Source organism: Halobacteriovorax sp. HLS (genome assembly GCF_004006665.1).
Taxonomy (GTDB): Bacteria; Bdellovibrionota; Bacteriovoracia; order Bacteriovoracales; family Bacteriovoracaceae; genus Halobacteriovorax.
The window spans coordinates 338628-352075 of record NZ_QOCL01000003.1; the positions used below are offsets into that span (position 1 = coordinate 338628).

General features: G+C 36.0%; 10 protein-coding genes. 5 read left to right on the forward strand and 5 right to left on the reverse strand.

Going from position 1 to position 13448, the window contains the following annotated elements; translation table 11 throughout:
- Positions 1 to 21: 21 nt before the first annotated feature.
- Genes DPQ89_RS06310 through DPQ89_RS06320 form a run of 3 tightly spaced genes read left to right on the forward strand, consistent with a single transcriptional unit; the run spans position 22 to position 4020 of the window.
- Entirely contained in the window at positions 22 to 729 is a 708-nt protein-coding gene (locus DPQ89_RS06310; RefSeq protein ID WP_127716072.1) for a molecular chaperone, read from the forward strand.
- The gene (locus tag DPQ89_RS06315) at positions 722 to 3109 is read left to right on the forward strand and encodes a fimbrial biogenesis outer membrane usher protein (RefSeq protein ID WP_127716073.1); all 2388 of its coding nucleotides are present in this window, start codon (positions 722 to 724) and stop codon (positions 3107 to 3109) included. Before DPQ89_RS06310 ends, DPQ89_RS06315 begins: the two co-directional genes overlap by 8 nt.
- Positions 3106 to 4020, forward strand: coding sequence for a spore coat protein U domain-containing protein (locus DPQ89_RS06320; RefSeq protein WP_127716074.1), 915 nt, complete (start codon positions 3106 to 3108; stop codon positions 4018 to 4020). The genes DPQ89_RS06315 and DPQ89_RS06320 overlap by 4 nt, the downstream gene beginning before the upstream one ends.
- On the opposite strand, the gene DPQ89_RS06325 is transcribed toward DPQ89_RS06320, so the two are convergent.
- From DPQ89_RS06325 to DPQ89_RS06335, 3 genes are read right to left on the reverse strand one after another with little or no spacing between them, the layout of a single operon-like run.
- The gene (locus DPQ89_RS06325) at positions 4017 to 4745 is read right to left on the reverse strand and encodes a sulfite exporter TauE/SafE family protein (protein WP_127716075.1); all 729 of its coding nucleotides are present in this window, start codon (positions 4743 to 4745) and stop codon (positions 4017 to 4019) included. The two genes, DPQ89_RS06320 and DPQ89_RS06325, sit on opposite strands and share 4 nt — an antisense overlap.
- Positions 4742 to 5662 carry a class I SAM-dependent methyltransferase gene (locus DPQ89_RS06330; RefSeq protein ID WP_127716076.1) on the reverse strand — a complete coding sequence of 307 codons (921 nt, stop codon included), beginning with the start codon at positions 5660 to 5662 and terminating at the stop codon, positions 4742 to 4744. The genes DPQ89_RS06325 and DPQ89_RS06330 overlap by 4 nt, the downstream gene beginning before the upstream one ends.
- A 39-nt stretch (positions 5663 to 5701) precedes the next feature.
- Entirely contained in the window at positions 5702 to 6826 is a 1125-nt protein-coding gene (locus DPQ89_RS06335) for a hypothetical protein (RefSeq protein ID WP_127716077.1), read from the reverse strand.
- A gap of 210 nt (positions 6827 to 7036) precedes the next feature.
- Between DPQ89_RS06335 and DPQ89_RS06340 the strand changes: the two genes are divergently transcribed.
- Positions 7037 to 8008, forward strand: coding sequence for a hypothetical protein (locus DPQ89_RS06340; RefSeq protein ID WP_127716078.1), 972 nt, complete (start codon positions 7037 to 7039; stop codon positions 8006 to 8008).
- A gap of 24 nt (positions 8009 to 8032) precedes the next feature.
- Positions 8033 to 11047 carry a hypothetical protein gene (locus tag DPQ89_RS06345; RefSeq protein ID WP_127716079.1) on the forward strand — a complete coding sequence of 1005 codons (3015 nt, stop codon included), beginning with the start codon at positions 8033 to 8035 and terminating at the stop codon, positions 11045 to 11047.
- A 41-nt stretch (positions 11048 to 11088) separates the two neighbouring features.
- Here the strand turns inward: DPQ89_RS06345 and DPQ89_RS06350 are convergent, their stop codons facing one another.
- Both DPQ89_RS06350 and DPQ89_RS06355 read right to left on the reverse strand, forming a co-directional pair.
- A complete protein-coding gene (locus tag DPQ89_RS06350) occupies positions 11089 to 11499 on the reverse strand; it encodes a hypothetical protein (protein WP_127716080.1) in 411 nt (136 codons plus the stop codon).
- Positions 11499 to 13412, reverse strand: coding sequence for a hypothetical protein (locus tag DPQ89_RS06355; RefSeq protein WP_127716081.1), 1914 nt, complete (start codon positions 13410 to 13412; stop codon positions 11499 to 11501). The genes DPQ89_RS06350 and DPQ89_RS06355 overlap by 1 nt, the downstream gene beginning before the upstream one ends.
- Between the last annotated feature and the right edge of the window lie 36 nt (positions 13413 to 13448).

The window sequence follows — 13448 nt, forward strand, 5'->3', positions numbered from 1 at the left end:
TAATTTAGATAATATTATTGAATGAAAAATTCAATAATTATAATCTTATGTTCTCTTTTCTCTCTATCCATACATGCCTTTAAACTCTCTCCAATGAGTTATTCCATAATAGGTGGTGGTAAGAATAATATAGCTAACTTTACTGTTTCAAATGATGGAGAAACACCTATTGCTGTTCAGCTCGAAGTTAAAGTTAGAGATATGTTGAGCGATGGTAGTGAAAAACTTCCTGAGACTGAGGACTTTCTTGTTTTTCCGGATCAATTAGTTTTGGGCCCAAAGTCTAGAAGGGTTGTTAAAGTTAGATGGTTGAAAGGTGAAGTTGAAGATTTTGAAAGATCATTTCGATTAATTGCAGAGCAACTTCCTATTGATCTAAATAAGAAAAAAGGTGCTAAGACTGATATCAAGATCTTACTGCGTTATGTTGCTGCCTTGTATGTCACCCCAAGTAAGGCGCAAAGTAATATCTCTGTTGTTAAGTCTAGTGCGACAAAAGACTTGAAGAAGGTTCTTATTGACGTACGTAATGATGGTAATTTGCACTTAGTGCTCAGCAGTCCTAAGATAACTTTTACTCAAGAAGGAAAAGACTTTTTGGTTGAAAATTATGAAGGTATTCTTGGAGAAAATATCTTAACTCGCTCTAACCGTAAATTCTTAGTTACTCCTCCATCTCTTGTAAATATTCAAAAACCATTTAAGGTAAGAATTAAAAATAATGATTAAGCTGGTCTTCACTCTATTTCTTTTATTAGTCAACTTTAGTAGTTACGCACAAGGTAGTGACGAAATATTTAGCAAGGTTTTTAAAACTAAAGAGCGCTGGGTCCCTGTAAATATTATTTTTGATTCGCAAGACCTTGGTGAAATACCAGTAAAGTTTGAAAATAACAAGGCCAAATCTTTTCTAAAAACGAAGAGTGTACTTTCGGCCCTTTTGAAGGATTCTTCGCTTTTAACTGATGATGAAGTAACCAATACTGAGTTAGCAAAGTCTGGCGTTGAACTTATTTTAAATGAAGAGAAGTTCTTTCTTGAAGCGAAAATTGATATAAAGTATAGAAAGGAGATTGTAACGAATTTAAGTTCAGACTATAAACCTGAATGGGTTAAGAATGAATCGACTCCTGAAGATATATCATTTTTTTCGAATTTCTTTTTTTATGCGCCTTATGCTCACAATAAGACGACAACAGATTCAGAGCTTGATCTCGCTCCGAATTTAAAGCTCTACGACTTTGTTGTAGAAAGCTCACACACTTACAAAGAAGACTTCGTTGCTCGTAAATTTACTCGTCTTGTTTATGATCGACCTCAAGATTCGACAAGGCTAGTTTTAGGAGATAACTCTGGCCCATCGAAGGAATTCGTAGCACCAATCCAATTTCTAGGATTGAGTTACGGTAAGAACTTCTCACTGCGTCCTTATGATGTAACAGTCCCTAGAGGATATGCTGAGTTTGAGTTAACAGAGCCATCAACAGTGAAGGTGTATGTTAATGGTTCATTGATACAGATTTTAAGACTAAGGGAAGGAAAGCATAATTTGGAGGACCTTCCTCTGATTCAAGGGCTTAACGAAGTTAAATTAGTTATAGAGACTGAACTTGGAAGAATTGATGAGATTATTATTCCGGCCTCTTTTAGCCAAGATCTGCTTAAAAAAGGTCTATCTGATTTTTATTACTCAATTGGAAAAAAGAGTACGCTTACTCAAAGAGATTTGGATTATTCAGACGATGAAGAGGTCTATACTGTCTTTCATCGTTATGGTTTTTCTAATACCTTTACTCTTGGTGGACTTCTTCAAGGAGATGATGAGTCTCAAATTCTTGGATCCGACCAGGTTTTCTCATCAGAGATAGGGCAGTTTAAATTTCAACAATATGCAAGTAATTCATCAAGTGAATACGGTGGTAACCTAAAAGGTGAGTACTACTACCTTAATAGATCCGTTAAGGGGGAAGCTGCAACAGGACACTTGGTTGGTTTAGAATGGAGAAGTCCTAAATTTAAGGTTGTAGGGGATGAAAGTGCTCTTAATTATGCACGTACTAAGTTGAGCTATTCTTTTAACTCTACGATTAGTTTGTTGAACTTTAGAATTGGAACTGAGTATGAGTGGAATAAGCTAAATCCTGATTCTTTAAATGCCAACTTAGGCCTTAGTCGTACCTTTAAAAGAAGACTAAATGTTAACTTAACATCTAGTCTCAAGGAGACATTTGGTCATACTTCAAGCTTTGATATTTCATTATTCTTTAATTGGTACCTTGCTGAAGAGGGACACAGCATTTACGGTAATTATAACTCCACTGGAAATAACTCTCAGCTCTCTTGGCAAAAGCTGCAAACTTCGTCTCACGATGAATTCTCGTATCAGGTTACAGCTAGAAATGATGAATCGGGTAGCTCTGCTGAGATTGATGCTAACTATAACCATCATCGAGTTGAAACTTCTCTGCGCCATACTCAGTCAAAATCTAATGGAACAAATTGGAATCAGTATGACGGTAGATTAAAACTTGGAACTGCAATTGCTTTTGCTGGAAATAAGTTCTCAGTAGGTCGTCCAATTACTGATGGGTTTGCAATAATTAGTCGAGATGAAATTACGGAGAATCAAGATATTAAAATTAATAAATCTGGTCTTGATTATGAATATGAAAGTGATTTTTTCAATAGTATTATGGTCTCTAAGCTACAGGCCTATAGATATCGTCATTTAAGAATTGATTCGACGGCACTTGATGATGGACTTTCGTTAGAAAACGAAGAATATAGTTTATTTCCAAGCTATAAGTCTGGAATTCATATTAACTTGAAAGGCAAGGGCTCTGTGTCTGTTGTTGCAAATTTAGTATTACCAAATGGTAAGCGAGCGGCCTTGAAAACATTTGATATTTACGATGATAGGAATAAACTTGTGCAAAGAAGCTTTACTAATCGTAAGGGAAGACTCGTTGCTGAAGGTCTAAATAGTGGTGTTTACTCTGTAAGGCTTAATGATGGTAATAGAGTTTATCAAGGTACTATTAGGATCAATAATAAGAAATTTGGATTACTGAATTTAGAAGATATTAAGCTAGTAAGGGCCGCTAAATGAAATTTTTAATATTGCTGTTAACTCTTTTTTCTACTCACGCTATGGCGGTCAATTGCCCAATGTATGCATTTGTAAATTCTGTTAATTTTGTACAAATGCAGGCCGACCAAAGTGTCGCTGTTGATATTGACCTGTATCGTTTTACTTCTCATAATGATTGTAAAAAGTATTCTCTAGGTATTACAACAGGATCAGCTAGTTCTTATTCAAGAAAACTCTATAACGCTCAACATAGTGTTAGCTATAACTTTCATGAAAATGAGAGCACCTCTAAAGTGATTAAGGACTTAGATGATGGGAATAATAGTGAGCATGTATCTATTAATTTTAAGAATAGTTACTATCAAAGAGTTACTGTGTACGCGAGAATGCCTAACCCTTATAGCAATGGGAACCTACAGACGGGACTCTATTCGGATAATGTCACAATAAATATTCGACCTACTAAGAATGGCACAACTGGAGGAGTAAGCCGATCAGTTAGCCTATATCTAAATATCCAGTCAGACTTAAATATCTCTCTAGTAGAAAAGGGTGGTGCTTTTAATGAGAATAGCACTTTCTATTCTCTTTCTTTCATACCTATGGTTGGTGGTCAGACTAAGGGAATGCATTTAATCGTTAAGTCTAATTCTGGCTATAGAATAACTGTCTCAAGTGAAAATGACGGAAGGCTTACACATGTTAATAAGCCTAATGGAAATACAGTTGATTATACCTTTAGTGTAAATGGAGTTGGTAGAAGCTTAATTGGTTCTTTGAATAATCCTGATGAAATATTTTATTCACCAGTGGCCTCCCCTAATGATGGAGATGTTATTGATATTGATGTGACTATAGATAGTGTTATTAATAAGTTGTCCGGAACCTATCGCGATCACATCTACTTTAATGCAATCAGTACTCATTAAGTAAGAACTTTGTAAACGATACGAACTCCGGCCAGGAAAAGCGCACTTTTAAAAACAATTCTAAATGTTTTATCGTTTACTCTAGTTAGAATTTTCACTCCCAGATGTGTTCCTAAAATTGCAGCTACAACGAGAGCAATAATTAGAAAGGCATGGTCTAGATAATTAAAACCAAGGTAGAGAAAAGTTGGAATTTTAATTAAGTGACCAATGACTTGAACGGAAGACTTTGTTGCGATAATTTGCTCTTTAGAAAAGTCCTCTCTCATGAAAAAAGGTGCGATGGTAGGCCCTGTTGCACCAATGAGTGGACCTAGTATTCCAACAGAAACACCAACGAATAAGAAACAATAACTTGGTATTCTCAACTCAGGTAACTTCTTTGGTTTAAAAATACTGTAGAAGATTAGCGCTGCTATAAGAGAGAATAAAATAATCTTATTCTCTATGCTCTGTATTATTTTTATTGAAATAAAGGTTCCTATTGGAAGACCAAGAGCGAACCACAGAAAGATATTTTTAATAACACTTTCTCTAAGAAGCCATGTTCTCGAAATATTGCTCATCAATTGAACGACACCGTGTATAGGTATAAGTGTTGATAGTGGAAGGAAGAAAGTCATTATAGAAAGAAGGACTATTCCGCCTCCCATTCCACTTACCGCTGAAATAATTGCACTTAAAGAGGTCGCCACAAATAGGAGTGTCGTAATTGCGATGCTCATTTATTTCGTATCTCAAAGCATACGTGTATTTTCTTATCCTTGAAGTCTTCAGGGATGGTTTTAAGTGAAATATCTTTTACATTATAGGTTTGTGAAATTATCTCATTTAAAGAAAACCCCCTCTTATTATTTGAGAAGTAGAGAACACCATTTTCATTTAATATATTCATACAAGAAGAAACTAGAATATTCTGATCCCTTTGAATATCAAGGATATCCGTCATCTTCTTTGAGTTGCTGAAAGTTGGAGGGTCAAGAAAAATGATATCAAATTTATTCATCTTGTTTTGCTCTAGGTACTTAAAAACATCGGCATTAATGAAGTGGTGATTTTCTAAGTTAATTTCATTTACTTGGAAATTTTCCTTGCTCCATTCTAGATAGGTGTTTGAAAGATCAACATTCGTAGTACTTGCTCCCCCTAGGGCCGCATGAACGGAGACCATGCTAGTATAGCAAAAGAGATTGAGTAACTTTTTGTCCTTGGAGATTGTATTTAAATACATTCTCATTGGTCGGTGATCAAGAAATAATCCAGTGTCTATATAATCATGTAAATTAATTATTGATTTTGCTCTCCCTTCTGCAACGACTAATTTGTTTTTGGATTTATCGAGTTTGGTATACTTATTTTCTTTCGTTTGAATGATTCTCTTTTTTATAATTATACTGTCTTGGTCAATATTAAGAACTTCGCAAATAGCGCAAATTGTTTCGAGGTAAAGTTCTTCTTTGTCCGAGTCTATTTTATCTATTCTTCTATCGTAGAGAATAACTTCTTTGCCATATATATCAATTAAATATGGGTATTGAGGGATTTCCTTGTCATAAAGCCTATAGCACTCAAAGTTGTTCTTTTTGGCCCACTTCTTTTTGTGTTTGTAATTTTTAAGTAATTTATTTTTAATTTCACTCATATTAGGCCTAAAAAAATAGAGGACTAAGTCCTCTATTTATTAAAGTGGATATATTTGGATAGCATGATTAAGGAGATTTTCGGCCCACTCATACTCTCTAAGGATGACTGGTGCATTGAGGTGACTTTCTTCACCCTCATTTAATAAATCGTAATCATAAATAGGCATATTCTTATTAGGGTAGATTGAGTCTCTCACGTAGAAGACTCCCTTTCCTCGGCACGAGCCGTTACTCTCATAAGAGTCTTGAACTTGTTTTCCTCTTGATCTAAATTTTGCTGCTTTACGCTCTAGCTTTCTCTTTTTCTTTGGATCTTCTTCGTTACTGGCCTCTAGAGAAATTTCATCGGCTCTTTTATTCATTAACTTGTCAAAGTTTGATACGAATGGGCAGCCCTTAGAGTCAGCGTAGTCATTGTAGCCAACGATCAAGTTTGCATGCCAATAACCTACATGATTATAGATTACGAGAACTGGGGCATTTCTTTTCTTTAAGGCATTCTTTATTCTTGTAACAATATCTTTAGGAGCAGTAGTAACATTCCATCTATTTTCACTTGGGTCTTTAAAAATAATTTCTCTATCAAACTGAGGTAACTTAACCATTGGTGCTTTAATATCTTGATAAAGGCTAATCCAGCTATAAGAAATACCGTACTTTGCACCTTCTTCATCTTTTAAAGCAGGAACTCTTTGTCCTTCTACACTCTTATACCAACCCTTTGTGTATCTATAGTCTTCATTTTTGTAAATTTCACCACGCTTGTTAAGAGCATAGATCATATCTGTAGGCCAATGTTCAAGATCATCATCAAGACCTTCTTTAGATAGATTCATAAAGTATCTTTCTGATAAATTTCTCTTTTCAGAAGTCTGTCTATCGTTACTCAGTTTTGAATACCACCATTCTACATTACCTGTATGGCTCATAAATAAGCAGCTTCCGGCATCTTCTTGATCAGGAGCTGGGAGTATATGTTTTAGTAACTTATTAAAACCACCCTTATACGAGCTAGAGTCGGGGACGATTGCTTTTGTGAAAACTGCAGTCGTTCCCTCAGATGTAGAGTTTGGGAATTTGGCCCCAATAATTAGGCTCTGGTCTGTGTTCACAGTGGCCATAGGATTAGCTGTAAGAAAGCTAATAAGAAAAAGTGTTAACAAGTAGTTCTCCTAGATTAGTGGATGAAAATAGTAAGATAACCTTGGCTTCAACGCACGACTCTGTGCGCATAATCAACGTGAAATCAGTTATTTAGAGCATTAATTATTTTAATACTAAAGTAAATGACTCAGGTGTCCGTAAAGTTGAGTGAATAACTATATTAATAACGATTTTACTAAAGGTAGTAAAAAACAAATAAAGAGGTAGAAATGTTCTTTTGTAAAAAATTTCTAAGGAAGGCATCCCTTGCTTTCATTCTTGGAATGCTCATTACGGGTCAGTCTATGGCCTCGGCCGTTAAATTGATTGATATTTTAATCAACGATTCTGGACTGTCTCAATCATTGTCTAAATACGGTGTTCGTGGCACGAGTGCGACTCAAGTTAAGAGTTATGTTAAAAACTCTATTGACTCTCTTTATAAATTTGGAGGATCAACGCCTTCAGCAAAAACTTTGAGAATGCATATCTCTCAAATACCTGCACAAGGAAAAGATCTTAAATATAAGAAAGACCTTATGGCACTACTGAATAAGTCAGAATCTTCTATGGCAGAAGGTGACTTGGTTAAGGCCGTAAACTCATTAATTTATTTATCTAATCGTTATGGGAAAAGAAGTGCAACAGTACTTGCCTGTTCTGCGTGTGTAAGTGACAAACTTAGTAGTTTAGGATTCAAGTTCACATTAGAAGTAATGAGCGACAAACAATCTAAAGAAGTTCTAACAAAGATGCTACCTAATCAACCTAGGTCATTGACTAACTTTATCAATACTAAACTGGCAAAACATAATATTGGCTCACTGGCAGGATCAAAAAATATAGTTGCACCAGAAGAAGAAAGAGCACTTGGTTTGTTCCTAGGACTCAAAGAGATCGGCTCAGCTGACCAGAAAAAATTGATCGCAGCGATAGAAGAAATTTCTAAAGATGAACATGGATCGATTAATATTTTAAATCCTAAGAATCCACATAAGTTATGGAAGCTCTTTAGTGAAGATATTTCTGAGAGTGATATGACTGGATGGACGAAGCTATTAGATGAAGTGGCATCAAAATCAGCTGGCAAAACTAGCAAGAAAGATACTTTCTACGAAATTCTTGAGGCCAGAGCAGCAAAGAATCCAGAGTTTGAAGATCGTATTCAGATACTAAAAAATAAGAACTGTTTTTTTAAATAATATATAAGTTAAAAAGGATTAAATATGTCTATTAAAAAGAATAACAAAGGCTGGAGGCAGTTACCTGCAAATCTCGCCATGATGACATTGCTATATAATTGTTCAAGTGTTTCAACTGGACCACGATATATAGCCGATGATAGCGATGCTCCAAAGTCCGCTTATGATATGTGGGGATATTTGCAACAAGGAGCAACTCAATATAATGCTAACGCTGTTCAGGTCGAAGGCCAGAACATGGACGGCTTTATGGGTGGGGTCTCTTTTGGTGCTGAGAAAGAAGCATCTTCGGGACTTATAACTAGAATAATGGGACCAAGCGGAGATGATTTTAAAAGCTATGTACTTAGTCTACCAGAGTCACAGAGAAAAGAGTTTATCTCAGATTTTCTTAGCAATTATATGAAAAATGCTAATGGGTATAGAACCTATATCACCGAAGATGGAGTTAAGGTTGACCTAGCTTCAGATGTTAAAGATATAGATGGTGTGGCAAAGGTAATCGATCTTGATCAACTTAGAGGTGTTGATTACGCAAGTGCCAGCACAGAAGTTCTCGATGAAAAATTTTCTAAATTTGTTGATATGACTGATGGTCGTCCTATGTCTTTTATTAAGCCTTCTGTGAAGATGAAGCTTTTTAAAGGAAGTATGCCTGGTCAAGGTGGTTCTGCTATACCTAAGAACTATAGATCATATGTAACAAACTTTGGTCTTCCACAAAAGTATATCGAAGATGCTCACGGTCATTACGGTGGTGTTGGTGGAGGATGGGAGCTAGGTTTCACTCCTCAAAATAGTTATGCAGAATTTGAAGAGATGGTTATTTGGTTTAGAAAAGAGCTTAAAAATGCAGGGCAGATTTTCCAAGCACCAGGTCACCAAAGAATGGTTTTCAAGGCCCATTCACAATTAGACGAGGCCAGACTGGCCGAACTCTATAGAGGTATTCAGGCCCTCATTGTGATTGACGGTATCAAAGGTGGAACAGGTATCGAGAAGGCCAATTATAAAGGCGTTCAAACAGACAATGGACTGGCCTCTTTAAGAACTCAAAGAGGGGTTATCAGACTTGAAGGAAATAGATGGAAAGAAGGAACCCATGGGGTCGAATTTAGAGCAGGTACAAAAGATATTAAGCTCGCAAGATTTTATCAAACAGTTTTAGCTTCTAGAGTCTCATCAAATGACTTTAGTGGTCTGTCCAAGATCTCTGACTGGAGCTTATGGGATGGAAATGTTCCTAGCGCAAGTGTTCTAGCGCAAAGACATGGTGTGAGTGAAACTGTTGCTCAAAAAGCACTCGATAATATTCGAGGAGGTAATCTTAAATATGAATTTACACTTCCATTGTGGAATTGGGGTGATTCAAATAATCCAATTCTTGGGGCAAATAAAAGAGCTATGGTAAACTCTCTAACCAAGGACTTCTTAGAGCAAGTCGCGGCGTTGGATGCAGACAGTGGAGTTCTTGAAAGAGATGTTAGAAGCTTATTAAAGTCTTGGACTAAGATGACAAGACTATCTGACGAGGTCAGAAGATATATCCAACCACGTAGAGGAATAAATGTTGCGCAGGATCTTCTACAATTCAATCTTCCTGAAGATGGAAGAAGATTTGTAAGGGCCGTTACGGATGTGAATAATATCGACTTGGGTATCGAATATTCGGGTAAGATGCCTTTGATGGTAAATGCTGAAATGACTCCTGATAAATTAGGAGATAATAAGAAAGCGTGGATACAAACATATGGCGACTTAACAGATGAAGAAAGAGAAGCAACAATTAGAAATATTGCTCAGGATTTACATAAGAACCTTGGTGGTGATGGTACTGCGACAAAGGTTGAAGGTGGCGGAGGTCATGGTCATGGTTTAGAGCTATCTTATGAAATTAGAGATCCGCAAAATAGAAAGTGGATCGTTGAGTGGGATGGTATTGGTAGAACTTACACTCCAAATGGTGAAGTTATTGATGGTTCTGCAAGAGCAGGGTCTGTTGAGCTTGTAACACCGAAATTCACTCCTGCGATTGAAGATATTGGCGCTGTGTATGAAGCATTCCAGAAGAATAATATTCTTCCAAATCTTCTTTCAGGTGGTGGGCACGTAAATATCGACTTAGCTGCTTTTGAAGGTAAACCAAAGGAGTTAGCAAGATTCTTAACAATTTTCCATGAAAATAGAGGAATCATGTCGTTAATGTTTCAACATGTAAATCGTGTTAAAACATCAGAGCCAATAGCAATTTCTGACAACCTTAGAAATCAGCTTAAAAACTTTGAAGGTAGTGAGGAAGATCTTAAGAAGCTTCTTTATAACGAAGAATACTTTAATACTCGCTATGGAAGAAAGTCTCGTTATTTACAACTTGATATGTCTGCATATTTTCAAGATGTGATACCAGAAGAATTTATTACTGAAGACTTTGATATTGCAAACCCGACGGTTCCTTGGAGAAGACAATTTAGAGTTGACCCAAGAATTAGAAAGGCCGAGTTTAGAATGTTTAATGCTCCTAGAGATGCAGCTGAGTCTGCACTGCAGATCAGACTTGTAAAGGCAATGCTCTCTAAAGCATTGAATGAAGATGATGCTTTAAGTGGAACTGTTCAAAATACTAGTCACACTGACTACTTGGCAACACCACAAAAGGCATACGATGATCTTGATAAGCTTTGTGCACAACTTGGATTAAATGCTGATGACTTTAGACCAAGTGTTGCAGAAGGGTTAAGTGAAACTGATCTTGCGACAAAATCAATTTTCTTTGAGAAATTCGAAGACAAAATGAGAGTTCATCCACACCAAAGAGGTTGGGGACAAGCCGTTGCTGCGAGAGAAGAGGCCTTAAACTCTGAAGGGCGTGTTTGGCAACCTGGTAGCGCTGATGAGTTGAATACTATGACTCACGAATTTAGAATTGAAGCTGCTGAAGAAGGTGCCAGAAGAAGAGCGAATATTTCTCCAAATAGAAATATTCCAGTGCAATTTAAAAGAACTGATAGCTGTATAGATGCTATTGGCCCATTATTATAGAATAAAAAATCGGCCCTCTTTTCTTGAGAGGGCCATTTTTTTTAGACATCTAAAGTATGTAAAACAAATTCCTCACTTCCTAACTTCAGCTTAAATTGCCAACTACCTTTCATGCCTTGCATGTAGAAAATTTTAGAATTTTCATATATTCCATCACTTTCTAGTTTAGTAGAGACTGGTCTTGTTCCATGAGAGTGACCATGCATTAGCATCCATCCAAAGAATTGAACACTTTCTTTTGGAGAGTTATAAACTTCTTTTTCTTCAGTACTTAATAATAGATTTTTGAATCGTACAATATTTCTTGAAAAAGATCCTACATATGGGCCTTGAGTCCACTCAATTTGAATACAGAGTTTTTCCTTTGTGATTGCAACACAGTTTTCATTACTAGAGCTAGCAAATACGACATTGGAAAAGAGTAGTGCTGTTAGGGCAATAAGTTTAATCATTAGAATTCTCCTTCTATATAAGTTCTATACCTTTTGATATTTGTTCCTTCAATATTTAAAATGGCCTTCTTTACTTTTTTTCCTGATGCTTTCATTACTTCATTTAGCACAAAGCGATTTTCTAGAGACAGTTTTCCCAGTTTCGTGAAGCTTTCATTGAAACGCTGGTGTTGTTTTGTAATAAGCTCATTCTTCATTTTCTTTAGTAATGGAGAAATCTCTTTTAAGATCTTTTTTGTCTTTTTTATTACTCTTTTTTCACATATCGATAATAAGAGATCAATTGCACAATATTCTTTAAGATTTTTTCCTCTAGCGAAGTAACTTTCTATTTCACGTTTTATATTTGTGGTCGACTTATTTATATTTGAGTTCAATAAATTTATTGTTTCATCCTGATTCAATGATAGGTCTAGCTCAATTTTTATATAACCAATCTCTTCTTGCTGTGGAAGCTCTAATGTTCTTACCTCATCAATACCTAAAACCTTTGCTGCTTTTTTTAGTTTTTTTACTAAAGTATCCCTTTGCACGTCCTGTTTCGAGTAAAACCATTTGAATGATCCTGCATACCTTGGCGAAATGTCCTTGTGTTCTTGATTTTCGCTCACCATGGACATGAAAACTACTCCTCCATTCTTATGATTACTTAAAATCCCGTCAGTTGTGTGCGTTTTCTTGAACATACCCATGTAAGACTTTATCTTTGAACCTGTGTATCCATTGTGCGTGAATGAGGTATTAATTATTTCGCCTTTTGTATTTTGTGAATTAAATAGAAATGGCATACCGGCAGTTAATTTACGTGAACTTCCACTCATTGATGAGGTCGAAGTTTTTACTATTTCAATGGCCTTAAGACCACTTTTTATTAGTTCTTGTGAATACAATATGTCGCCGTTTAAAAATCTTCTATAGGCGATTGATGCTTTTGCATCTGATAGATCAAAAATGAAATTGAAATATTTGTCTGTATCTAGCATTTTTGATGTGGATATCTGAACCAGCATGTTAGAGATACCTTTTGAGAACATTTTTACTTCGCTTTTTCTAATTGTTGCTAAAACAAAATTTTCGTCAATTTTTCTCACGCTTGTGTGCCAGGTCCCCTGTGCCATATAGGTTTGCATTGCACTTACTATAATAGACATTCCTGCACCAGCTCCAAACATCACTCCACCTGTAGAGCTATAAGATATTTGATCATTAATTTTCCAATCATTAAGCTCTTTTAAGCTTGTTGGAACACTCATCTTTTCAACGAGTTCTGACTTTTCAATTGAGTCTATATGTTTAAGTTTATAAACATGTCCGCCCTTATATGGCATTAAACTTAGTTTTAGAGAAAATAGGGGAATATCCACGGGCGGCATTGCCATTATTCCAATTCCTCCTCCCGCGTGTATCATCTTATTCTGTGCTACGACCAGATTATGTGAGTCATAATCCCACTCGAGTTGTGACGAGTTAGATTTGTTTAAATTAATGATATTAGTAAATTTATCACCACCTAGAGAGATCATTGGCATAACTGAGTACATCCATTCTTGATCCATATCCATTGCATCTCCATGGTGATTCATGCTTTGTTCGTCTTCATGCATGTCACCATTCATTTGATTATCATTCATATGGTCGCCATTCATATGATTTGAGTGCATGTCATTCATTGCTGAATGATCAGACATATTGTTGTTATTCATACCATCTGAACTCATCGTTGAATGATGATCCATGGAGTGACCACTAAAATCTAAATTATATCCCCACATGAGCATACCGTTGTGATTTATTCTAAGTGGTAGTGGTATCATCGAATTGATGCTGCTTGTTGCTTCCTCTGTTGCCTGTGCTTTATTTGAGTGCGAAAAAAATATCAGCGCACATATTATTACTATACATTTATTAATCATATTGACCCCTTTTTAGGAAAACCTAGTCAATTTTTA